The sequence below is a fragment of the Flagellimonas profundi genome, assembly GCF_017313275.1.
Classification (GTDB): Bacteria; Bacteroidota; Bacteroidia; order Flavobacteriales; family Flavobacteriaceae; genus Flagellimonas; species Flagellimonas profundi.
Window position 1 is genome coordinate 1,378,754 of sequence record NZ_JAFLNM010000001.1, and the last position, 23,380, is coordinate 1,402,133.

Sequence of the window (23,380 nt, forward strand, 5' to 3'; positions counted from 1 at the left end):
TCTTTATGTAATATGGATGAGCGGGTTGACATTTTGGACGAACAAGGAAAACCAACAGGAGAGTCCTGTTTAAAATCGGAAGCGCACCGCAATGGTTTGCTTCATCCGACCATCCATGTTTGGCTCTACACTCCAGATGGCCGAGTTTTGATTCAACAACGGGGCGAAAACAAGGCCTCCCATCCCCTACTTTGGGATGTTTCGGTCGCTGGGCACGTTTCTGCAGGAGAGGAAGTTATTACCGCGGCCATTCGAGAAGTCGAGGAAGAAGTGGGCCTGACCATCTCGGAATCCGATTTGGAGCCCTTGGGCACTTATAAGGCCATTCACAAAATCTCAGAAAATTTTATTGATGCCGAACTGCATCACATTTTTTTGTGCAAGTTGCAGGTGCCCTTGAATCAACTTAAAAAACAGGAAAATGAGGTGGCGGATCTGGCCTTGGTTCCTTTATTTAAATTCGCTGAGGAAACTTGGGGCTTGGCCAGCATGGGCAAATATGTGCCACACGGACCTACGTATTACAAAACCATCATAAAAGAGATTAAAAACCGGACTTGACCTTTTCCACAAACACTTCGGTTGCATCCAAAGAATAGTCCTTCTGGTCGCCTGTCTTCATATTTTTGACCACAAATTTACCATTGGTCAACTCTTGGTCTCCCAAAAGAATCACGTAAGGCACTCCCCTTTTATCCGCATATTTGAACTGCTTCTGCACTTTGGTGTCCGTAGGGTACAGATCAGCCCTTAGACCTTGTTTACGCAGTCCAGACACCAGTTTTAAGGCCGCTGTCCCTTCTTTCTTTCCGAAATTGAGGCAAAGTACATCCAACGATGTATCCAAGCTGTCAGGGAACAGATTCAATTCTTCCAAAACCAAGTAAATACGGTCCAGTCCGAAGGATATGCCTACGCCGCTCACATCTTTGAGTCCAAAAATACCAGTAAGGTCATCGTAACGGCCTCCACCACCAATAGAACCCATTTTCACTCCTTCAGGAGCAGCGACTTCAAAAATGGCTCCGGTATAGTAGTTTAAGCCACGGGCGAGCGTCACATCCAATTGAAGACTAGAAGATTGCAGACCAACCATATCAACGGTGGAGATAATCTCTTCCAATTCGGAGACACCCAACATTCCGACCTCAGAGTCGGCAAGGATGGTTTTTAGCTTTCCCAATTGCTCGGAAGCGGTACCGGTCATTTCGAACAAAGGCTGCGCTTTGGCAATGGCTGCTTCGGAAATACCTTTTTCCATCATTTCCGCTTTTACCTTCTCCTCTCCTATCTTGTCCAATTTGTCCAATGCCACGGTAAAGTCCACCAACAAATGTTTGGCCCCGATCACTTCGGCAATACCCGATAATATTTTTCGGTTGTTGATTTTAATGGTTGCCCCGTTTAGTCCTAAATCAGCAAAAACAGCATCATATAGCTGTACGAACTCCACTTCTTGAAGTAAGGAGTCCGCTCCCACCACATCGGCATCGCATTGGTAAAACTCACGAAAACGCCCCTTTTGTGGACGGTCCGCACGCCACACAGGCTGAATTTGATATCGCTTGAACGGAAAATCTATCTCGTTCTGGTGCATGACCACATAACGGGCAAAAGGAACGGTAAGATCGTAACGCAGGGCTTTTTCTGAAATCTTAGGAGTTAAAGAGGCTGAGTTCTTGGAACTATAGGTTACATCATCCACCTTGGAGATAAAGTCCCCTGAATTCAAGATTTTGAATATCAAACGGTCACCTTCATCCCCATATTTGCCCATCAGGGTCTCCGAATTCTCAAAAGAAGGGGTCTCGATCGGTTGAAAACCGTAAGTTTCGAAATGCTTTTTTATGGTTTGGATAATATAGTTGCGCCTGGCTACCTCTGCAGGTGAAAAATCGCGGGTTCCTTTGGGTATAGATGGTTTCTTTGCCATGTGGTTTTAAATTCTCGTGCAAATATACGTTTTTGGTCGATGTCAATAGGGTGAAGAGGTCAAGGGTCAAGGACCATAGGTCAAGGACCATAGGTCGAGGGTGAAAGGTGAAAGGGTTTAGGGTTCTATGGTCGCTTAACTTTCACCGGATAATATTACTTATAAAATATTATCCATCAATGTTCCATGATCTGCTCAAACCATTGGTACAGCTCCCCTTTTGTGATTACAGCACCCTGTTTGATCAACTCAAACTTATCCACGTTCTTGTCTTCACTATAGGCCTTGGAAGCGGACAGATATTCTACAAAATCGGATTGGTAATTACGCTTGAACCAACCGAAGCCCACCTCGGTCCTTAAATCAATTTCAGGATTCAAAATCTTTACCGACAATAATTTCATTTCCTTTTCTGTCAAATGAAATAGGTTCATGTGCCGCTCGGATACATTTTCCAAATATTCCACTTTGCTCAACACACCTTCCCAGATTAAATCACTAAAAACATCTATCTCCTCCTCGGCAACTTCAGGCTTTTCTTTTTTTAGGGTATCCCATTCTTCTGCCGTGATGGATTGGGTCGCCAAAAAGTTGATAAATTCAGGATGGAGCTCCTCTAATTGCTCCTTTGTCAATCGTCTGTACTTCATGCTGCAAAAATATAAAAGGCTAGGGAGAACAGCCTTGTTTTTACATTAAGAAAACCATGAAATACCTGATTTTACGGCATTTCCTTTAAGTTTAGATTAACATCCTTATTGGCTTTGATTTTTGGCAAGCCCTTTTATTTATTGTAGTTTCGGAAACTAACATTATTAATAAAATACGTAGAGAATGAGATTTTTAAAATCATTTAAAACTTTAGTGGTTTGTATAGCAGCCATTGGTGCATGTGGTTTTTCGCATGTGAACGCGCAAGAGCAGGTGGAGGTTAGCGATGCCGAACTGAATAAAATAGCTTCTGCTTTTCAAGATATTCAAAAAGTAAATATGGAAGCCCAGCAACAGGTAATGCAAACTGTTAAGGAGAGTGGGTTTGACCCCAACCGATTCAACGAAATGTACCAAGCCTCGGCTTCTCCCGAAAAAACAGTTGATGCCAGTGATGAGGAAAAAGAACGTTTTGGCATGCTAATGAACAAGATTCAACAAATGCAGGTTGGTTTCACCCAACAGATCGAAGAAATAATTGGAAACGAAGGCTTGACCATGGAACGCTACCAAAAAATAGCTATGGCCTTGCAAACAGATGCCGACCTCCAAGGTAGATTACGAACCGCTTTGGAACAGCAACAATAAGGCAAGTGAAAAACTTTGCATAAAAAAAGCCCTCCAATTTTGGAGGGCTTTTTTATATCATAGGATGTAAAGCTTATTTTGCCTCAGCTACCACTTCAAAAGGGAATTCTACAATAACTTCCCTATGTAATCTGATAATAGCTTCGTAAGGACCAACTCTTTTGACGGCTCCACCTTTAATGTTGATGAATTTTCTATCAATTTGGTGTCCTTCTTTGTCCAAGGCAGCAGCAAGGTCGATGTTTGTTACAGATCCGAACAGTTTGTCGCCTGCACCAACCTTTGCAGCAATTTTAATTTCCAATTGCTTTAATGCATCGGCAATCTTAGTAGCCTCATCAATAACTTTTTTCTCCTTGTGAGCTCTTTGCTTAAGGTTCTCCGCCAAAACTTTTTTGGCAGAAGGAGTAGCCAAATCGGCCAACCCTTGAGGGATAAGGAAGTTTCTTCCGTAACCGTTCTTTACGGTGACGATATCATCCTTAAATCCCAAATCCTGTACATCTTCTTTTAGAATAAGTTCCATTCTCTGGTGTTTTTTATTTCAACATATCGCCAACATACGGCATTAACGCTAGGTGACGGGCACGTTTTACGGCCTGCGCCACTTTTCTTTGGTATTTCAAGGAAGTACCTGTAAGTCTTCTTGGTAGCAATTTACCTTGCTCGTTTACCAACTTCATCAAGAAATCCGGGTCTTTGTAATCAATGTACTTGATTCCTGATTTCTTGAACCTACAATACTTCTTTTGCTTGCTGGTTTCAATGTTAAGCGGGGTCAAGTATCTGATTTCCCCGTCTTTTTTCGATTTTGCTTGTTGCTCAATAGATGCCATACCCTTATGCCTTTGCTTTTAGTTTGTTTCTTCTTTTTTCCGCCCAAGCAATCGCATGCTTGTCCAATTTAACGGTCAAAAAACGCATAACGCGCTCATCTCTTCTCAATTCCAACTCGTATGGGCCAATAGCCTCACCTGGAGCCTGGAATTCGAACAAGTGGTAAAATCCACTTTTCTTGTGCTGAATGGGATAGGCCAATTTCTTAAGTCCCCAATCTTCTTTGGAGACCATTTTGGCACCATTCTTAATCAAGAAATCTTCAAATTTCTTGACTGTTTCCTCTATCTGGGTCTCAGATAGAACGGGATTCAAAATGAAAACAGTTTCGTAATGGTTCATTATAATATATTTTTAAAGGAGCGCAAAATTAACATTATTTCTTTCATCCTGCAAGAAAAGTAAAAAAACTTCGTTTAAGTACAAGAGTTATCAACAATAAAAAACCTAATGAACCTAAATAACACATATGGCAATTTACACAACAAAATATACCATGTTTACATCTTTTGTTGCTCTTAAACGGCTTTTTTATGTAATTTGCCGATGATTTAAAACCCTACAAATCACCCCATTCTATGAAATTAAAAAGTATAATTGTAGACGATTCCTCGATGCAGCGTATGGCTGTTGCAAAGTTGGTCAACAATCATCCACACCTAGCTTTGGTTGCTGAGTACAGCAACGCCATTGAAGCCAAAAATGGCCTGAAAAACCATGAAATTGACCTTATCTTTTTAGATGTTGAAATGCCAATCATCAGCGGTTTTGACCTTTTAGAGGCCCTAGAGAACCCACCACAGGTTATTCTGATCACCGGAAAACCTGATTATGCGCTTAAAGCGTTCGATTACGACGTTACCGATTACCTTCATAAACCCATTACTTTGGCACGTTTTGAAGCCTCTGTAAAAAGAGCCGTTGCCAAATACGAACAAATGAACAGGGTAGATGAGGACGAAGAGCACATCTTTGTTAAGAGTAACCTTAAAAAACGTAAGGTGATCCTAAATGACATCAAATGGATCGAGGCATTGGGAGATTACATTAAATTGGTCACAGATGAGGCCAATATCGTAATCCTTTCCACCATGAAATCTTTCGAAAAGCAATTACCTTCCGAAAAATTTCTTCGTATCCATAAATCTTACATTGTGAATCTGGAGAAGATTGAAAAATTCAACAGTAAAAATGTTGAAGTAGGGGGCAGACAGATTCCTTTAAGTAGAAACAAAAAGACAGAACTAGCAGAAGCGCTGGCCAATGTATAATTATATGTGGTCCACATTGTAGACCAGTCTTACACTTTTATACTTGGAAATAGCATTAAAAGATTTTTCAATTCTTTTAATGCTATTTTTTGTTTGTGCCAAGGGCTGATCACGCGGAATCTTGATCATTATGTTTTTAAGATAGTCTCTTCGAATTCGAGCCACCGGCGGATATTCGGGCCCAAGAATGTTTGAACCGAGCACATTGCGCAACGAACCCGCCAACCAATCCGAAGCTTCGTTCAATTTATTGAAATCCTTATCCTTTAACGTGATTCTGATAAGACGTACCAAAGGTGGGTACTTAAACTGTTCCCTTTCGTAAAACTGCTCCTTGAACATTTTATCATAACTGTTGGTGGTGACTTGCTGCAGTATTTGATGGTATGGATTGTAGGTCTGAATCAGTACTTTACCTCGCTTTTGGGTACGCCCTGCCCTGCCTGCAACCTGGGTCAACATTTGAAAACTACGCTCATGGGCACGGTAATCAGGGAAATTGAGCATGGAATCCGCATTCATGATGCCTACCAAACTCACATTTCTGAAATCAAGCCCCTTGGTCACCATTTGGGTACCTACCAAAATATCCATCTCTTGATTTTCAAAAGAGGAGATAATCTTTTCATACGCATATTTTCCACGAGTAGTATCCAAATCCATTCGCCCCACCGAAATCTCTGGAAATAACTGCCCCAATTCCTGCTGAATCTGTTCGGTACCAAAGCCTTTATTGTCCAAAGTGGGACTGCCACAAGCCAAACAAGCCTGCTGCAACGCCATGTGATAACCACAATAATGGCACCTCAACTGGTTTCTATGCTGGTGGTACGTTAAACTCACATCACAATTGGGACATTGCGGTACATGACCGCAGGTAGTGCATTCCACCACAGGAGCGAACCCTCTTCTGTTTTGAAAAAGGATGATTTGTTCTCCCTCTTCCAAGGCTTCAGTAATGGCCTTAATAAGCATTTCGGAAAAATGGCCCTTCATTCGGCGCTTTCTGGTAGCTTCTTTGATGTCCACCAAGTTGATATCGGGCATCAACACATCGCCAAACCTATGTGCAATGGAAGCATAGCCATATTTTTGGGTCTTGGCATTGAACATACTCTCGATACTCGGTGTTGCCGAGCCCAGAACAATATTTGCCTTATGAAGGGCGGCCAAGACCACAGCGGCATCCCGGGCGTGATAGCGCGGTGCAGGATCAAATTGTTTAAAAGAGCTTTCGTGCTCCTCGTCCACCACGACCAACCCTAGATTAGCAAAGGGAAGGAATAGAGCAGAGCGGGCACCGATCACTATCTGGGCCTTTTCCGCATTTTTCAGCACGTTGTTCCAGACCTCCACCCTTTCATGAATGCTATATTTTGAATGGTAAACGGATACTTGATGCCCAAAATAATGTCTCAGCCTATTGATCAATTGTGAGGTCAGTGCTATTTCTGGCAGCAAATACAGGGCTTGCTTGCCTTCATCCAGGCATTTTTCAATCAGTTTTACATAAACTTCCGTTTTTCCCGATGATGTAACTCCATGCAGTAATACGGGTTTACTTTGATCAAAACCTTTGTGGATATCCACCAAAGCCTGATGCTGGTATTCATTTAAATCCATATGCTTGGATGCTTCGGAGCGTTCATCAAACTCCACCCTGTCTTTCCGGACGTGGTATTCCTCCAAAATATCTTTATCGATCAGTGCCTTGACCACAGCTCTGGAGGCCCCACTTTCCTTTTCCAATTCGGCAATGGGAATGGGTTTGGTGCTTTTGGCCTTTAGTTGAAATAGGGACAGTACTACTTGGCTTTGTTTGGGTGCTCGGGTTAGCTCATTTAGTAAATCAGCTAGTTTTTCTTCATCAGTATATTGCTCGGAAAGTTTAACGTAGCGGACCAATTTAGGTTTGTATTGCTCGTACAGTTCCTCTTTTTGCAGCACCACGCCTTTGTGGACCAGCACATTTATGAGCTTCAGTACATTTTTCTTGTCGACAATGTCGCTTACCTCAGAAATTTTCAAAGCGGTTTGATGTTGTAATGCTTCAAATATCAGAAACTCGTCATCCGTTAGTTCCGATTCATCAACTTCTGCATTTTTATTGGGCAAAACCAGTGTTTCGCTTTCCAACATAAAAGCACTGGGCAGGGCGCTCCGAATCACCTCTCCCAAGGTGCACATATAATATTTGGCCACCCACTCCCAATGCTTGAGCTGCACTTCTGTTACTACAGGGTGCTCATCAAGAATTTGATAAATTTCTTTGGGTTCGTAGGCTTCAGGTGCATTTTGATGTACCCGATACGCAAGGGCAGTATATATTTTTGATTTGCCAAAAGGAACAGCTACACGCATTCCTTCCTTAATAAAATCCGCTTCGGCCTTCGAAATTTTATAGGTAAAGAGTTTTTCCAAAGGAATGGGAAGAACAACTTCCAAAAAATAATCCATACATCAATTCTCTACAACCCTGTGCCATGTTTGGGTTCTGTACAAAAATGCCAAATATCCCCTTACTTTAAGTCGGTCTTCATTATCTTCATCCAACCACACCCTTCCTTTAAAAGTCATGGCCTGTTCAGGATCGAACAAGGTGTCGCCCTTGTAGATACCTTTATTGTTCTTCTCGAAATCCTCCATAATCTTCATACCGAGGATGGGTTTATCTTTTTTATCACCTTCACATTTGGTGCACAAAGCCCCTTTTTTGCCCTCCTCCAGAATTTCAACCACCTTGGCGTGCATTAAACCATCTTCCCTATATATTTCGATGATAGCCTTGGTAATTCCATTGCGGTCATCAATGGTTTTCCACTTACCGAAAACGGTTTGTGACCAAGTTATCTGGCAAAGCAGAAAACAGGCAAGATATATCCATTTATTCAGGGTTTTGCTGTTGTTCATGTCGTTTTTTTAAAGAGTTAAGGGTTGCGTTCAGTTCAAAACCTAACAATAATATATTAGAATTCAACCATATGAACACCATTAAAATCAACAATCCTCCCAAAGCGCCATAAAGTTCATTGTAGCGTGCAAACTTTTCAACGTATATTCCGAAAAGATAAGAAGTCAATAAAAACAATAGGGTCGTCATTAGGGCACCTGCGGAAAAGAATCGGGCCTTTCTACCTTCCGCTGTACCAAAATAATAGAGTATGGCAGTAGTGAAGTAAGGCAAACAAAGGAAGAATAGGACTTTTGCCACTTGTATGCCAATGGTGTCACCTTTCTCCACATCGTAACCCAAAGTTTTACCCAAATATTCACTGGTATATTCCACAATATAAAATTCAAAATAAACGAAAGCCACAGCTCCCACAATCAATAAAATGGATAGGATCAGGCCAACCATTAGTGCATAGGCATACTGACGAAAAAAGTTCCTTGTCAATTCAACATGATAGGAATTCTCAAACCCCCCAAATATGGCATTGACCCCATTTGCCATAAGAAAAATGGACAAAATAAAAGCAGAGGATAATAGACCGCCTTGCTTTTGATCTTTAATCTGCTGGTAGATATCGCCAAAGTAATCACTCGTTGCCGAAGGAAGAAAAGACTCCAAAAAGTCCAAAAACTGGGCGTCGAAATTCTCATTGCCCACGCTCACGTATGGAATAATAAAGGGAATCATGGTCACCAAAAAAATCAGCAGGGGAAACAACGCAAGAAAAATACTGAAAGCGATGGAACTGGCCCTCGAGGAAAGTGCCCCTTTGACAATTCCCATCAAATACATTTCAATCAGGTCATAGAAAGAGAGTCCCTCAAAAGCTTTGAGCTTAATTTTTTTCAACAACCGCACAATCCAATTGATTACGGGTATTTTTTCCAACTTCTCTTCTATGGCTGCGGACATTTAAACTGCTTTTAGACTTAGGTCCATATTGTAAACGGAATGGGTCAAGGCTCCGGATGAAATATAATCCACGCCGCATTCGGCATATTTTCGAATCGTGTCCTCAGTAATGCCGCCCGAAGACTCGGTAAGGCACTTATCCCCTATTCGTTGCACTGCTTCGCGGGTATCATCATAATCAAAATTGTCCAAAAGAATACGGTATACACCATCTGATTTCAATATTTCATCCACCTCATCCAAATTCCTGGCTTCAACGATAATCTTTAGGTCCTTGTCCTTTTCTTTTAAATAATCCTGTGTTTTTTGAATGGCTTTTGTAATTCCACCAGCAAAATCGATATGGTTATCCTTGAGCATGATCATGTCATACAAGGCAAACCTATGATTTTCCCCTCCTCCGATTTTAACGGCCCATTTTTCCAAAGCACGAATACCCGGAGTGGTTTTTCGAGTATCCAATATCCTGGTTCCGGTCCCGTCCAAAATAGAAACAAAATCCTGGGTTTTGGTAGCAATGGCACTCATACGTTGCATGGCATTGAGCACCAATCGCTCGCCCTTTAAAATACTTTGTGAGCTACCTTCCACATAAAAAGCGATGTCGCCATATTTAACGTGTGCTCCATCTTCCAGCAAAATCTCCATGGTCAAATCCGGATCAACATAGTTGAATACTTGTTTGGCAAAACCCACTCCTGCCAAGACACCCTCGTCCTTTACAAGTAGTTTTGCCTTTCCTTTTGCCGATACGGGAATACAGGCCAGGGAACTATGGTCACCATCACCAACATCCTCCCTAACGGCATTGGCAATGATCAAATCCAGTTCGTTTTGAAATTGTTCTTCGGAAATCATCCAAATGGGGTTTTAAACGAAAATAATAAAAACATTGTTCGTTGTACATCACTTTGACATGCTTAATTTAATGCGAAACGTTTATTTTTGGGCATGCAGATTACTTTGATCGCCATTGGCAAAACCGATAAGGCTGAACTGGAAGAACTTATAACCGTTTACAAGAAACGGCTGAAGCATTACATCAAGTTTCAATTGGAGGTGATCCCGGATATAAAAAACCGTAAAAATCTTTCCGAAACCCAGCAAAAAGAAAAAGAGGGCGAACTGATCCTAGCGCAACTGCAACCTACGGATACTCTAATTTTGCTTGATGAAAAAGGAAAACAATACACCTCTGTTGAGTTTGCCCGGTTTTTACAGAAAAAGATGAACAGCGGCATTAAAAACCTGGTATTCGTAATCGGTGGACCTTATGGATTTAGTGATGCCGTTTACGCCAAAAGTTCAGGGAAAGTTAGTCTATCCAAAATGACATTTTCCCACCAAATGGTTCGATTGTTCATTGTGGAGCAGATTTACAGGGGGTTTACCATCCTCAGGAATGAACCCTATCATCACCAATAATAATTAATAAAGCACCCTAAACTTGATGGTGTTCTCGATTTTCTTGAGAGCCTTGATCACATCCTTATCATACTCTTTATCCAAATCGGTGATCACATAACCTACCTCACTATCAGTAGAAAGGTACTGTCCGGAAATATTGAGCCCGTATTGCGCCAATATTTCATTGATCTTGGCCATAATACCCGGAACGTTTCGGTGAATATGCAAAAATCGGTGCGCCTTGTTCTGTTTGGGCAATCTTATATTTGGGAAGTTTACAGCATCCACTGTATTTCCTGAATTGATATAATCCATGATTTTATTGGGAACAAAATCGGCAATATCCCGTTGTGCTTCCTCTGTACTACCACCAATATGTGGAGTGAGGATCACATTGGACAACCCTTGTAACGGAGTCTCAAATGGCCCGTTGCTTCGTGGTTCGGATGGATAGACATCGATGGCCGCGCCGCCCAATTTCCCACTCTTAAGTGCGTTGGCCAAGGCATCAATATCAACTACAAACCCTCTGGAGAGGTTAATGAGTTTGGCTCCATTCTTCATTTGATTGAGTTCTCGCTCCCCAATAAAGTTTTTGTTGGCCTTATTATCGTCCACATGCAGGGTAACCACATCGGAAACATTCAACAAATCCTCTAACGTTTCGCATTTTACAGCGTTACCAAGTGCCAATTGATCGTTTACATCGTAGTAATACACTTTCATCCCCATGGCTTCGGCCAAAACGGACATTTGTTTACCGATGTTTCCGTACCCCACAATACCAAGGTTTTTGCCACGCACCTCCTGTGAACCTGCAGCTGTCTTATTCCACTCTCCATTATGGATTTCCGTACTTCGTGGAAAAATGCTTCGCATGAGCATAATGATCTGCCCAACGGCAAGCTCCACAACGGAACGGGTGTTGCTGTACGGTGCATTAAAGACCACTACCCCTTTCTTTTTGCTGTAATCGAGGTCTATTTGTGTGGTTCCAATACAGAATGCACCAACTACCATCAATTTATCGGCGGCATCGAGTACTTTTTGGGTTACCTGGGTTTTGGACCTGATCCCCAGCACATGAACACCTTTAATGCGTTCAATAAGGTCTTCTTCGGATAGACTGGTTTTAATCAGCTCAACCGAAAAACCTTCTTCAGAAAGATTTTCAAAAGCAGCTGGGTGCACATTTTCCAGTAAAAGGATCTTGATTCTGTTCTTGGGATATGATAAGTTTCTTGGCAAATCGTTTACAAATAAAAATTCATCTAAGTTCGGCGCTACGTGATCGGCATTGATGGCCGCTTTTTCACGATGCACATTTTCTGTGTAGGCAAAAAATTTATGGGCGATACCGGCTTCGCGCATTACATAGTCGCTGTAGCCATCACCAATTACCTGGACCTCGCCTTCCAAATCCAAGTTTTTTAAACATTCTATTTTTCCGTTGTGGGCCGCCAGTACATTGTTTTCATCAAAACCTGTAATGTTGCCTTCCTCATCAAATGTAAAGGTATTGGCATATACCCTATCGGATGGAATATTGTACGCTTCAACAATGGGGTCTATAAATTCCTTGAAACCACAGGAAATCACATAGATATCATCGGAATACTCGTAAAAGAATTCCTTGTTCGCTTCAATAGACTTTGAAATCTTTTGACGGAGTTCGACCACCAAGTCTTCCAAGTCCCTCTTGTTGGCATTCAACAAACGGATTCTTCGTTCCAAGGATTCCGTAAAGGAAATATCCCCATCAATCCCCAAATTGGTGATCTTTTGGATTTCCGCCACGATCTCGTCTCTTTTTGGGTTGCCATGCAGCGTCATTTCCGCAAGAACATCCAACGCTTCAACACGTGTGAGCGTACTATCAAAATCGAACACATATTTGCGTCCTGTTTCCACCATGAGTTGTTTCAAAAAAATTAAGGCATAAAATTAAACATTAATTCTATCCTTATAATCGGAACTTATCAAAAACCTTACACATTTGCGGATAAATCAAAAATCCGTTACGATTTGTTTTAAATGCCACCCAAAAAAGTACATTTTTTAACTTCCGTTTCTCAGAACCAACGTCTTGTCAGTTTGCAATAGATGTTATATTCCTTACTGAACATTTTCATTAAGGCCTCTTCTTCGGGTTTAATCTGAAAATGGTTCATGTACGATACAAACCCAGCTGCAACCAAAGTATTGAATGCATTGCCCAATTTTAGACCAAAGGACAACAAAAAAAGAAGCATGCCCAAATACATCGGGTTTCGGGTAAATTTATAGATGCCATTGGTTACCAATTTTGAAGTTTTATTGGGATTCAATGGGTCAACTGTGGTTTTTCTGGCGAAAAATTGGATTACCGATATCAAAATCACCACAACACCAAGGCCAAAAAGAAACATCGCCAGTTCATGCTTGCCAAAAAAATCAAATTCGCCTACAGGCAAAAATTTGTCCAATACATACATTAATCCTCCAAAAACCAACATCACCATGGCCGGTGGCACTTTCATTTTCATAAAAATCGCTTAAAGTCCGAAATTACTACTTTTGAAACTCAAAATAGAATCCTTTTTGATTTGAAACTAGTTTTTGCCACCCATAACGACCATAAACTAAAGGAAGTTCAGCAGTTGCTTCCCGAAAACATTGAGCTACTCTCCTTAAAAGATATAGAGTGCTTTGATGAAATCCCTGAAACTGGCGATACGCTGGAAGAAAATGCCAAGATCAAAGCCGATTATGTAACCCGAACCTATGGTCTGGATTGTTTTTCCGACGACACAGGATTACTTGTTGATGCTTTGGATGGCGCTCCCGGTGTGTATTCTGCCAGATATGCTGGAGGACAAAAAAATGCCTCGGACAACATGGCAAAGCTACTATCCGAATTGGAAGGAACCGATGTTCGATCCGCTCACTTTAAAACTGTGGTCCATTTAAACCTGCAAGGCGTAAGTTTTACATTTGATGGTATTGTTGAGGGTCGGATTACTACCGAACAACATGGAGAAGGTGGTTTTGGATATGACCCCATCTTTAAACCTGATGGATATGATCAAACCTTTGGTGAACTGTCTTCTAAGACCAAAAATGCTATTAGTCATCGCGGTAGGGCCATTCAAAAATTGGTGGCATTCTTAAAAAAGAACGCCACTTAGCTTGTACCGATCAAAATAAGTGTACCTTTGCCGCTTTATTAACGCCGCCGGTATGGGCAAGGTGTTGTGATGGGCTTGAACGGGAAATACTAAAAATCGCTCTATACAACACAAACATATTTGCGATTTAAGGTATTTACACCGCTATGACAAAATTTGAAGCCTTGGGGTTGGACAAACCCCTATTGGATGCTATTTCCGACCTTGGATTTGAATCCCCCTCTGAAGTACAAGAAAAATCAATTCCGATATTATTGGAGCAGGAAACCGATTTGGTGGCCCTTGCCCAAACAGGAACAGGTAAAACCGCTGCCTTTGGATTTCCGATGATCCAGAAGATCCAACAGGACAGCAGAACCACTCAGGGATTGATCCTCTCCCCTACAAGAGAGCTTTGCTTGCAGATCACCAATGAACTAAAACTATACTCCAAATACGTAAAAGGACTTAATGTTGTCGCCATTTATGGTGGTGCCAGCATTACCGACCAAGCCAGACAAATAAAAAGAGGCGCACAGATTGTTGTGGCCACTCCTGGCCGTATGAAGGATATGATCGGCCGAAATATGGTCGACATCTCAAAAATCGACTATTGTGTGCTAGATGAAGCCGATGAGATGTTGAACATGGGCTTCTATGAAGACATCAAGGACATTTTGTCCAATACACCAAAGGAAAAGTTCACATGGCTATTTTCGGCGACCATGCCTAAGGAAGTGGCCACGATTGCCAAAAAGTTCATGCACAAACCCATCGAGATTACCGTTGGGTCCAAAAATGCAGGTGCTTCTACCGTACAGCACGAATATTATGTGGTAGGTGGACGTGACCGTTATGCAGCACTTAAACGTTTGGCCGATGCCAACCCTGGAATCTTCTCCGTGGTCTTCTGTAGAACCAAAAGAGATACCCAACGTGTAGCGGAAAAGCTCATCGAAGATGGATACAACGCTGGTGCCCTACATGGTGACTTGAGCCAAAACCAAAGGGATTTGGTAATGAACTCCTTCCGTAAAAAGCAGGTACAGATGTTGGTAGCTACCGATGTAGCGGCCCGTGGTATCGATGTGGACGATATAACCCACGTGATCAACTATCAATTGCCGGATGAAATCGAAACCTATACCCACCGTAGCGGTCGTACAGGACGTGCCGGAAAGTCCGGAATCTCCATGGTGATCATTACACGGTCTGAGTTGAGGAAGATCAAGGCCATTGAAAAGAAGATTCAACAGGAATTTATATCAAAAAAGATTCCCGATGGCATCGAAATCTGTGAGATTCAATTGTATCATTTGGCAAATAAGATTAAAGAAACCAAAGTCAACAAAGAGATTGACAGCTATTTGCCTGCCATCAACGATGTTCTGGAAGGCATTGATCGCGAAGAACTCATTAAAAAGATATTCTCCGTAGAGTTTACCCAATTCTACAACTACTATAGCAAGACCAAAGACCTTAACAGTCAAGATTCAGGCAAGGAGAAGGGATCCTCCAAGGGAGATATGCCCACCGAAGGTTCTGTTCGTTACTTTATTAACGTTGGGGAACGTGATGGCTACGATTGGATGAGTCTAAAAGATTTCCTCCGCGATACGTTGAACTTGGAAAAGGAGGATATCTACAATGTGGATACCAAGGATTCTTTTTCCTTTTTTAATACGGATGCGCAACTTACCGAACTTATCCTTCAAACCTTCACCGATTTTAAGGTGGACGGACGCTTTGTAAATGTGGAGGTTTCAAAAAACCCTGGTAGTGGCGGAAAAGGAGGCAAAAAACGCAGAGGCCGAAAAGGTGGTGGCCGAAAAGGTGGCAATAAGTCTTATAAAGGAGGTAAAAAAGGCGGTTACAGCAAAAAAGGAGGCAAGAAAAGACAAGGTTTTTATTAGTTAATTCTATATTAAATGGTAAGTCTCTGCTATTTATTTTTCTTTGTTTAGTATTTTTATTATCACAAAGATTGCATGAGAAGAGTACTACTTATACTATTGTCCCTAATCCCGCTGTTCGGTTTTTCACAAGTTGAAGACAACGAAAATCAAGAGGTAAAGGATTTTACTGCAACGGTAATCAATGCCCAAACAGAATTTCCTTTGGAAAGTGTGCACGTGATCAACCTGAATCAGGTAAAGGGCACCATTACCAATCCTGAAGGTAAGTTCACCATTCCAGCTGCGGTCAACGATACACTTTATTTTTCGTATTTAGGCTTTAAGACCCAAAAAGTGAGGGTTACCAACGATATGTTCCGATTTGGAAATACCGAGATTGCCCTAACGGAGCTTGCCTATGCCCTTGAAGAAGTGGTGGTAAGACCCTATCAGCTAACAGGTTATTTGGAAATTGACGTAAAGAACCTACCCATAAACAATGCCCGCCAGTACAGTATTTCCGGACTTCCCACCAGTTATGAAGCAGGAAACCGAAACCCTAGTGCGGTCACCAAAGTTTTGGGGGCCATCCTTAATCCGGCCGATCTGTTGCGGAATCTTTTTGGCAAAAAACCGAGGCAGATGCGAAAGCTTCGCCAAATCAAGGATGATGATAATATTAGAGATCTTTTGGCTTCAAAATTCGATCGGGAAACCTTGACAGAGTTGCTCCAATTGGAAAAAGTGGATATCGAGGATATTCTCAACAACTGTAATTATTCCAAATCCTTTATAAAAACAGCCAACGACCTTCAAATTCTGGACGCTATTTCCAGTTGTTACGAAGAGTACAAAGTGCTGAACAGAAACCAATAATTACCTCTATCTCAAACCCTAGGGATTGTCTTAAAGGGCTATAAATAAATTTTATTTTTCCGCCCGCATTTTATAGCTTTAGACAAAATCCCAATTCATGAAAAAACTACTTGTTGTTTTGTTTTCCATATCCTCACTTATTGGCTGCAAGAAAGTTAAAAAAGAGCAGCAAGTTACACAGGCGCAAGTAGTTGAAGAAGAAGCTCCCAAAAAAGATTTGCCCTTTGTGTGGGAAGGCGCCAATATTTATTTTCTGTTGACGGACCGATTCAACAATGGTAATCCCGATAACGATGTTAATTTTGACCGAACCGAAGAAACCGCTGTTCTAAGAGGCTTTGAAGGAGGAGATATACAAGGAATCACACAGAAAATTGAAGAAGGATATTTTACCGATCTTGGCATAAATGCCATTTGGTTTACCCCGGTTGTAGAGCAAATCCACGGGGCAACGGATGAAGGTACAGGAAAAACCTATGGTTACCATGGGTATTGGGCCAAGGATTGGACTTCCATAGACCCTAATTTTGGAACAAGAAAAGATCTTGAAAATTTAGTGAAAACTGCACACAGCAAGGGCATACGAATTCTCTTGGACGTTGTATTGAACCATACAGGGCCAGTCACCGAAAAAGACCCTGTTTGGCCAGATGATTGGGTTAGGACAGGTCCTAAATGTGAGTTTACAACTTATGAGAACACTACCGCCTGTACTTTGGTAGCAAACTTGCCCGATATTCTTACAGAATCGGATGAGCCCGTGGAACTGCCCGACGCGCTATTGGCCAAATGGAAAGAGGAGGGCCGTTTGAGCAAGGAACTTGACGAATTACAGCTATTTTTTGACCGCACTGGATACCCTAGGGCCCCACGCTACTATATTATCAAATGGCTTACCGACTACATTAATGATCTAGGGGTAGATGGTTTTCGTGTAGATACCGTAAAACATGTAAACGAAAACGCATGGGCCGACCTTCACAAGGAGGCCAACTACGCTTTTGAATTGTGGAAAAAAAAGCATCAGGACAAAATTCTGGACGACAATCCATTTTATATGGTCGGTGAAGTGTACAACTACGGTATTTCCGCCGGAAGAAATTTTGATTTTGGTGACAAAAAAGTAGACTACTTTGACTACGGGTTCAAGAGCCTTATCAATTTTGAGCTCAAAAACGACGCGGACAAAAGCTACGAAACCATTTTTAAAAAGTACAGCAAACTACTCCACACCAAACTAAAAGATAAAAGCGTACTCAACTATTTAACCTCGCACGATGATGGCGCTCCATACGATAAGGACCGAACAAAGCCTTATCGTTCAGCAAATGTACTTTTGCTCACACCAGGTGCCTCACAGGTATATTATGGAGATGAATCCTCTAGAAATTTGATCATTGAAGGAACCGAAGGCGACGCCACACTTCGATCATTTATGAATTGGGAAGATTTGGATAGCCTGCCCGAAACGCAAAAAATACATGAGCACTGGCAAAAATTGGGTCAGTTCCGGGCCAACCATCCTGCTGTGGGCGCTGGAAAACACAAGCGTTTGGCCAAGTCGCCCTATGTTTTCTCCAGAACTTATGACAATGGAGAGTATCGGGACAAAGTGGTTGTTGGACTAGATTTACCTAAAGGTAAAAAGTCACTCTGGGTAAAAGGGTTTTTCGGTGATGGCACTAAACTGTACGACACCTATTCCGAGACCGAGGTTACTGTGGCCAACGGAAAGGTAATCTTGGATAACGATTTTGACATTGCCCTATTGGAGCTTGTGGAGTAGTCTTTACTGTCTGGAGTGCAATGCAATTCGGTTGCCTTCAGTATCCACAAACAAAGCCATATAGCCTATATCCGGACTTATTTGGGTTTTGGGTTGTGTAATTTTGCCTCCTGCTTTTTCAACTCGCGATAATTCGTTGTCCACATCGGCACTGGAAAAATAGATCAGTACTCCATCCGTGTTACTCGGTTTGTACCAATCCTTGTTTTGAATCAAAGATCCTGATGTTCCGGGCTTATCATAATCCGCGGGAAACCATCCCATCTTTGTTCCTCCCAAATCGTGTAACTGGATATTAATTTGGAATACGGTATCATAAAACTTTTTTGCACGGTCCATATCCACTACAGGAATCTCGAACCATCCTACCATATTTCTTTCCATAACTATTGGTTTTCTAGAATTTCTTTTAGACTGTCAAGACCTTCTTCAAAATCTTTTCCCACTGCTTTGTCCATGTTCATAAACAGCATCATAATGCTCATCGGAAATTTGTTCTTCCCAGAAAAGCCCCAAACTACTTTGGTTACATTCTTATCAACTTCTTTGGTAATGATATAGGCGTCGGAAGTGGATTTAAAAGGTTTCAAAAACCGAAGTTCGGAATCGATACGCTCACCATCCACAATATTTGTAATTTCTTGCTCTCCCTCCCCTACTTCCTTATTACCTTTCCACCGGCTGATGGCTCCCACTTTACCGTCAGTTCCCGTAAACTCCTTATCCATGTTTGGGTCACGTTTCCCCCATGGGGACCATTCGTCTTGCTTTTGTAACGATTTGAGGTATTCGAAAACAACACTTTTGGGGCGATTGATCTCAATAGATCTGGAAACATCGTAGTTTTTTGGTGCAATAGCGGCCAAAATGAGAATAAGAACCACTACGCCCAAAATGATATAAAGTACTAACATAACTGTGTAATTGATTGATTCACAGTTAAAAATACAAAAATTATTGTTCGGCCAGATATCTTTTTATGATGCCATGGACATCCTTTATGGATTTTTTGGTCCAGTCCAATCGTTTTTCAAGAACCTCTATATCAGTCAATTGCCAATCAAGGTCGGAATCACGTACTTTTTGGGCCAGTTGCTGTATTATGATGGCTGCTGAAACAGATACATTCAGGCTCTCGGAAAAACCGACCATGGGAATTTTTAAGAAGCTATCCGCCTGCTGCATTACCCCTTCAGATAATCCTTCCTTCTCCGTTCCAAAAAAAATCACTGATTTTTCCGCAGGAAAAAAATTAGGCAATAAGGTGGAATTATTGTGCGGTGTAGTGGCGATAATTTGGTAACCCTTACTTTTTAATTGGGCAATACAATCCGAGGTGTTTTTATACCTGCTTACATCCACCCATTGTTCTGCGCCCATAGCAATATTCTTGTCCAAACGTTTGCCAAAGCGATCCTCCACCACATGAACATCCTGCACCCCAAAAACATCACAACTGCGAATTATGGCACTGGTATTGTGCAATTGATAAACATCCTCAATGGCAACAGTGATATGCCTTGTTCGTAGTTTCAGGACATCCAAAAAACGTTGTTTTCGTTCTTCGGTAAGATAGGATTCAAGGTATGTCAGCAAATCATCATCAAACATAAAACCAAGATAGGAAAAATTAGAAATGCGAGTTTATAGAAAAATAGGAATGGCACCTTGGAATGACCCCGATGCAAACCATTCAATCAGGAACCAAGTTAAATACTGAACTATTGAAAAAAGAAAATGATATCGGGACCATCGAGGTTGGGAAATTTGCTGATATTATTGAAGGAATCGGCGGAACAGCTTTACCGTGAGATAATTGCAACCCTCGCCCATAATTTAAATTGGCCCGACAGACAATTCCTTTTACTATATTTATGAAAACCAAAAAAAGACCATGCGAAAATTCTTCAACCTTACCATTTGTTTGCTTATCACACTATCACTCTCTGCCCAACAAACAGATAAAGATTCACTTTCGGTTCCCGAACCAAAATCGTTTGAAAGCAGCCATCAAATCACCAATGGTGGCAAATTGATAAAATACAAGGCCATTGCATCGGAAACCTATTTAAAAAATAAATCCGGGGAACCTGTCGCGTCAATTTGGTCTGTTGCCTATGTACAAACAGGGATAACGGATATAAGCAAACGTCCCGTCACTTTCGTTTTTAACGGAGGGCCCGGGTCTGCTTCCGTATGGTTGCAAATGGGTATGTTTGGTCCGCGATTGGTACAAGTGGATTCGAATGCTACAGCGGATGATGGCGCAGCACCCTACACCTTGCTCGAAAATAAAAACGGGATAATGGATTTGACGGACCTTGTTTTTATAGATCCGGTAGGTACGGGCTACAGCAAAGTTATTGGCAAGGGCATGGTCGAAGATTTTTGGGGCCTAACCGAAGATGCCAATTCCGTTGCACAATTTATACGTCAATGGGTTACCGAAAACAACCGTTGGCTTTCCCCAAAATACATTATTGGCGAAAGTTTTGGAACCACTAGAGCTGCTGGGGTCGCCAATGCATTGGAAGGAAATGGACAAAATATGGCATTGAACGGTTTGGTGCTTATTTCTCAAGCATTGGATTATGCAGGTTCCACATCCGTTCACGACAATATCACATCCTATTTGACCTATTTGCCCAGTATGGCCGCAACAGCCTGGTACCACAAAAAAGCAGGCCAAGGCAAGTCCTTGGAGTCCTTTGTGGACGAATGTAGGGATTTCACCTATAACATTTATGCACCAGCCCTATACAAAGGTTCCCTTTTGACAAAGACAGAAAAAAATGAGATTGCCGATAGGCTCAGCTATTTTATTGGATTGGACAAACAGTATATTTTAAAATCCAACCTAAGGATATTGATACCTCGTTTTCAAAAACAACTGCTTGCCGATGAAGGACTGGCCATTGGTAGATTGGATGGACGTTACATGGGCAATGAAGTGGATAAACTAACGGATGGTCCACACCTTGGAGACCCGTCCAGTTACCAGATAAGTTCCGCATATACAGCTTCCTTAAACCATTATTATGCTTCTGTGCTCAATGTGAAAATGGACAGGCCCTACCTAACATCCAATGGAGAAATATATGGCAAGTGGAATTGGAAGCCGGTTCCCAAAGGAAAAGGATGGGAACCTTCCTACGTGAATGTTACCCGTAAATTGAGTGAAACCATGCGCAGAAACACTGGAATGAAAGTGATGGTGGCGAGTGGTTATTATGACCTGATTTGTCCGTTTTTTGATGCCGAATATACCTTCTCCAGAAATGGTATTGAGCGGGATAAAATACAAATGTTTTATTACGAAGCTGGACATATGATGTACACCCACAAACCCGATTTGGTAAAATTAGAGCAGGATGTTCGGGAGTTTTTATCAAAAAATTAGAAAAGCATAAGAATATGGGCATACCTGTATGAAGAAATATTGTTTACCCCTTTTAACCACACCTTCATGATACAATTCTTTCGCAAAATTCGGCAACGATTGTTTACCGAAAACAAGTTCACAAAATACGCGCTCTACGCCGTTGGGGAGATTTTTCTTGTAGTGATCGGGATTTTATTGGCGCTGCAAATAAACAATTGGAACGATAGACGAAAGGAGAAACAAAAGGAGGCATTTATTTTAAAGGATCTACACCAAGAATTCGTCTTTAATAAAAAGCTTTTGGATTCTATTATGACGCACCATAAACGAACCTTTAAGTCTGCTGAATACTTAAAATCGCGCTTACCAATCGATGTTAATACTATAGATAACCTGGACTCATTGTCGTATCACCTATTCACGGTCAGTTTTGCCTACACCTATAACCCATCCACTGGAATCATCAACAGTTTGCTCAACAATTCAACGATAGAAATTATTTCCAATGATGAGCTACGGCAACTGCTTATTGGTTGGAAGGATGTATTGTCCGATTATCAGGAAGAGGAATTACGGGCCAGTGAAAATTATCTCAACCATTTAAAACCTTTTGAAAAAGAGCACTTTAAATATAGTTTGGACTACAAAGAGTTGTTGTCGGACCCAAGAATTGATTTAACGTTTTTAGAATCCCTTGCTTTTGACAATTATGTACTGGACAGGCATAACGACCTCAACAATATTGTAAACACTACCACTTGGACAGGGGAACTAAATCATATTTCAAAAACAATGGACCGGATAATCGAGCTCTCGAACACCAAATCCACGGATTGAGTTTATAGTATCCCCCTAAGCACATTTACATTATCGATTTATCTATCAATGCGATATTTCACATATCCTTTCATTTGGTAGGAGCTAAGTACGGTTTGGGCCGTTAATGATACTTTGAACATCGGCAGTAAAGCCTCTTTGTCCACTTCGAAGAAAAACATGGCCTGTCCACAAGAAATGAACTTGGCCCCCAAACCTTCCAACTCCCCAATGAGTTTCATGTTCGGGTTGTCCATTCCGAATTTCCCGTTATAAAATTCATTGGTGGTGAATGCGTTCAGTGAACCTGCGTGGACCACGATTACTGGAAAAATATTTTCCAAAGGAATACCGGATGCCACATGTAAATTAATGATACGTGCCACCTCAACAATGCTTGCATCCAATTTGGAGGGGGAATCACTATCAAAATTGACCAGTTCGAACATCAATTTATATTCCAGATTTGGATCAGGGGTTTCGGTGATATCTTCCACGGGAATAACCCCGGAAAATGTTCCAGCCTCAAGAACAGGATAAGTGACAGCCGCCTCGATTTTGGCCATCATTTCTTGCCTCTTTTTTGCTTTTTCCGCCATTATGGAATCCATTGCGGCAGTAGTCATCGAAATACTGTCATTTTCAGCAATTTGATCTTTGTTTTGGGAAAAACAGGTCAACATAAAAAGACCTGCAACTAACGAGAAAATAGTTTTTTTCATTGGTTTATGGTTGGGTTGTTTTAGGATTGAATCATCTATGGTTTGCGATTCGCTGGAAACTATAGATTGAAAGTACGTAATTTATTCAGAAACCGAACACAGTCCAGATAGTGTAATGCCTTCATCAAGAGAATAGATTCCTTAT

The 23,380-nt window shown here is 41.5% G+C and carries 25 protein-coding genes; 10 read left to right on the plus strand and 15 right to left on the minus strand.

Annotated features, from left to right (window positions below; translation table 11 throughout):
- Positions 1 to 12 precede the first annotated feature (12 nt).
- Positions 13 to 561: an NUDIX hydrolase gene (locus tag J0654_RS06410; RefSeq protein WP_207026875.1), complete on the plus strand. Its 549-nt coding sequence runs from the start codon at positions 13 to 15 to the stop codon at positions 559 to 561.
- Here J0654_RS06410 and hisS read toward each other — a convergent pair.
- Both hisS and J0654_RS06420 read right to left on the minus strand, forming a co-directional pair.
- Complete coding sequence (gene hisS, locus J0654_RS06415; RefSeq protein ID WP_207026876.1) at positions 545 to 1,933, minus strand: histidine--tRNA ligase; 1,389 nt, start codon at positions 1,931 to 1,933, stop codon at positions 545 to 547. The two genes, J0654_RS06410 and hisS, sit on opposite strands and share 17 nt — an antisense overlap.
- A 176-nt stretch (positions 1,934 to 2,109) precedes the next feature.
- Positions 2,110 to 2,583, minus strand: a complete 474-nt coding sequence (locus J0654_RS06420; RefSeq protein WP_207026878.1) for a DUF6495 family protein — start codon at positions 2,581 to 2,583, stop codon at positions 2,110 to 2,112.
- 184 nt (positions 2,584 to 2,767) lie between these two features.
- On the opposite strand from J0654_RS06420, the gene J0654_RS06425 reads away from it, so the two are divergent.
- Positions 2,768 to 3,232 carry a DUF4168 domain-containing protein gene (locus J0654_RS06425; RefSeq protein WP_207026880.1) on the plus strand — a complete coding sequence of 155 codons (465 nt, stop codon included), beginning with the start codon at positions 2,768 to 2,770 and terminating at the stop codon, positions 3,230 to 3,232.
- Between the two features lie 73 nt (positions 3,233 to 3,305).
- Here J0654_RS06425 and rplI read toward each other — a convergent pair whose 3' ends face one another.
- The 3 genes from rplI to rpsF are packed head-to-tail and all read right to left on the minus strand — an operon-like array spanning position 3,306 to position 4,411.
- The gene (gene rplI, locus J0654_RS06430) at positions 3,306 to 3,758 is read right to left on the minus strand and encodes a 50S ribosomal protein L9 (protein ID WP_207026882.1); all 453 of its coding nucleotides are present in this window, start codon (positions 3,756 to 3,758) and stop codon (positions 3,306 to 3,308) included.
- Between the two features lie 13 nt (positions 3,759 to 3,771).
- Positions 3,772 to 4,068: a 30S ribosomal protein S18 gene (gene rpsR, locus J0654_RS06435; protein WP_014031368.1), complete on the minus strand. Its 297-nt coding sequence runs from the start codon at positions 4,066 to 4,068 to the stop codon at positions 3,772 to 3,774.
- Between the two features lie 4 nt (positions 4,069 to 4,072).
- Positions 4,073 to 4,411, minus strand: coding sequence for a 30S ribosomal protein S6 (gene rpsF, locus J0654_RS06440; protein ID WP_207026884.1), 339 nt, complete (start codon positions 4,409 to 4,411; stop codon positions 4,073 to 4,075).
- Between the two features lie 236 nt (positions 4,412 to 4,647).
- Here rpsF and J0654_RS06445 point away from each other — a divergent pair, with 236 nt between their 5' ends.
- Entirely contained in the window at positions 4,648 to 5,340 is a 693-nt protein-coding gene (locus J0654_RS06445; RefSeq protein WP_207026886.1) for a LytR/AlgR family response regulator transcription factor, read from the plus strand.
- Here the strand turns inward: J0654_RS06445 and priA are convergent, their stop codons facing one another.
- From priA to nadC, 4 genes are read right to left on the minus strand one after another with little or no spacing between them, the layout of a single operon-like run.
- Positions 5,341 to 7,797, minus strand: coding sequence for a replication restart helicase PriA (priA, locus tag J0654_RS06450; RefSeq protein ID WP_207026889.1), 2,457 nt, complete (start codon positions 7,795 to 7,797; stop codon positions 5,341 to 5,343). It lies immediately after the preceding gene.
- Positions 7,798 to 7,800: 3 nt separating this feature from the next.
- The gene (locus J0654_RS06455; RefSeq protein WP_207026890.1) at positions 7,801 to 8,250 is read right to left on the minus strand and encodes a DUF2147 domain-containing protein; all 450 of its coding nucleotides are present in this window, start codon (positions 8,248 to 8,250) and stop codon (positions 7,801 to 7,803) included.
- Positions 8,225 to 9,205, minus strand: a complete 981-nt coding sequence (locus J0654_RS06460) for a YihY/virulence factor BrkB family protein (protein ID WP_207026893.1) — start codon at positions 9,203 to 9,205, stop codon at positions 8,225 to 8,227. Before J0654_RS06460 ends, J0654_RS06455 begins: the two co-directional genes overlap by 26 nt.
- A complete protein-coding gene (nadC, locus tag J0654_RS06465) occupies positions 9,206 to 10,063 on the minus strand; it encodes a carboxylating nicotinate-nucleotide diphosphorylase (protein ID WP_207026895.1) in 858 nt (285 codons plus the stop codon).
- Positions 10,064 to 10,156: 93 nt separating this feature from the next.
- On the opposite strand from nadC, the gene rlmH reads away from it, so the two are divergent.
- Positions 10,157 to 10,630: a 23S rRNA (pseudouridine(1915)-N(3))-methyltransferase RlmH gene (gene rlmH / locus J0654_RS06470; RefSeq protein ID WP_207026897.1), complete on the plus strand. Its 474-nt coding sequence runs from the start codon at positions 10,157 to 10,159 to the stop codon at positions 10,628 to 10,630.
- Positions 10,631 to 10,633: 3 nt separating this feature from the next.
- Here rlmH and serA read toward each other — a convergent pair whose 3' ends face one another.
- Together serA and J0654_RS06480 are read right to left on the minus strand one after the other, a co-directional pair.
- Positions 10,634 to 12,526 (minus strand): phosphoglycerate dehydrogenase, encoded by a 1,893-nt coding sequence (serA, locus tag J0654_RS06475; RefSeq protein ID WP_207028002.1) that lies wholly within the window; start codon positions 12,524 to 12,526, stop codon positions 10,634 to 10,636.
- A gap of 158 nt (positions 12,527 to 12,684) precedes the next feature.
- Positions 12,685 to 13,137 carry a methyltransferase family protein gene (locus tag J0654_RS06480; RefSeq protein WP_207026899.1) on the minus strand — a complete coding sequence of 151 codons (453 nt, stop codon included), beginning with the start codon at positions 13,135 to 13,137 and terminating at the stop codon, positions 12,685 to 12,687.
- 60 nt (positions 13,138 to 13,197) lie between these two features.
- Here J0654_RS06480 and J0654_RS06485 point away from each other — a divergent pair, with 60 nt between their 5' ends.
- From J0654_RS06485 to J0654_RS06500, 4 genes are all read left to right on the plus strand, one after another.
- The gene (locus J0654_RS06485; RefSeq protein WP_207026901.1) at positions 13,198 to 13,779 is read left to right on the plus strand and encodes a non-canonical purine NTP diphosphatase; all 582 of its coding nucleotides are present in this window, start codon (positions 13,198 to 13,200) and stop codon (positions 13,777 to 13,779) included.
- 146 nt (positions 13,780 to 13,925) lie between these two features.
- Entirely contained in the window at positions 13,926 to 15,671 is a 1,746-nt protein-coding gene (locus tag J0654_RS06490; RefSeq protein ID WP_207026904.1) for a DEAD/DEAH box helicase, read from the plus strand.
- A gap of 75 nt (positions 15,672 to 15,746) precedes the next feature.
- Positions 15,747 to 16,529, plus strand: coding sequence for a carboxypeptidase-like regulatory domain-containing protein (locus tag J0654_RS06495; protein WP_207026906.1), 783 nt, complete (start codon positions 15,747 to 15,749; stop codon positions 16,527 to 16,529).
- A 97-nt stretch (positions 16,530 to 16,626) separates the two neighbouring features.
- Entirely contained in the window at positions 16,627 to 18,315 is a 1,689-nt protein-coding gene (locus tag J0654_RS06500) for an alpha-amylase family glycosyl hydrolase (protein ID WP_207026909.1), read from the plus strand.
- A gap of 3 nt (positions 18,316 to 18,318) precedes the next feature.
- Here J0654_RS06500 and J0654_RS06505 read toward each other — a convergent pair whose 3' ends face one another.
- The 3 genes from J0654_RS06505 to J0654_RS06515 are packed head-to-tail and all read right to left on the minus strand — an operon-like array spanning position 18,319 to position 19,926.
- Complete coding sequence (locus J0654_RS06505; RefSeq protein WP_207026911.1) at positions 18,319 to 18,699, minus strand: VOC family protein; 381 nt, start codon at positions 18,697 to 18,699, stop codon at positions 18,319 to 18,321.
- A gap of 2 nt (positions 18,700 to 18,701) precedes the next feature.
- On the minus strand, positions 18,702 to 19,229 hold the full coding sequence (locus J0654_RS06510) for an SRPBCC family protein (RefSeq protein WP_207026913.1): 528 nt from the start codon (positions 19,227 to 19,229) through the stop codon (positions 18,702 to 18,704).
- 40 nt (positions 19,230 to 19,269) lie between these two features.
- The gene (locus J0654_RS06515) at positions 19,270 to 19,926 is read right to left on the minus strand and encodes a TrmH family RNA methyltransferase (RefSeq protein ID WP_207026915.1); all 657 of its coding nucleotides are present in this window, start codon (positions 19,924 to 19,926) and stop codon (positions 19,270 to 19,272) included.
- Between the two features lie 283 nt (positions 19,927 to 20,209).
- Between J0654_RS06515 and J0654_RS06520 the strand changes: the two genes are divergently transcribed.
- Together J0654_RS06520 and J0654_RS06525 are read left to right on the plus strand one after the other, a co-directional pair.
- Positions 20,210 to 21,715 (plus strand): S10 family peptidase, encoded by a 1,506-nt coding sequence (locus J0654_RS06520; protein WP_207026917.1) that lies wholly within the window; start codon positions 20,210 to 20,212, stop codon positions 21,713 to 21,715.
- A gap of 66 nt (positions 21,716 to 21,781) precedes the next feature.
- Positions 21,782 to 22,534: a DUF6090 family protein gene (locus tag J0654_RS06525; protein WP_207026919.1), complete on the plus strand. Its 753-nt coding sequence runs from the start codon at positions 21,782 to 21,784 to the stop codon at positions 22,532 to 22,534.
- A 38-nt stretch (positions 22,535 to 22,572) separates the two neighbouring features.
- Here J0654_RS06525 and J0654_RS06530 read toward each other — a convergent pair whose 3' ends face one another.
- Positions 22,573 to 23,235, minus strand: coding sequence for a DsrE family protein (locus J0654_RS06530; protein ID WP_207026921.1), 663 nt, complete (start codon positions 23,233 to 23,235; stop codon positions 22,573 to 22,575).
- Between the last annotated feature and the right edge of the window lie 145 nt (positions 23,236 to 23,380).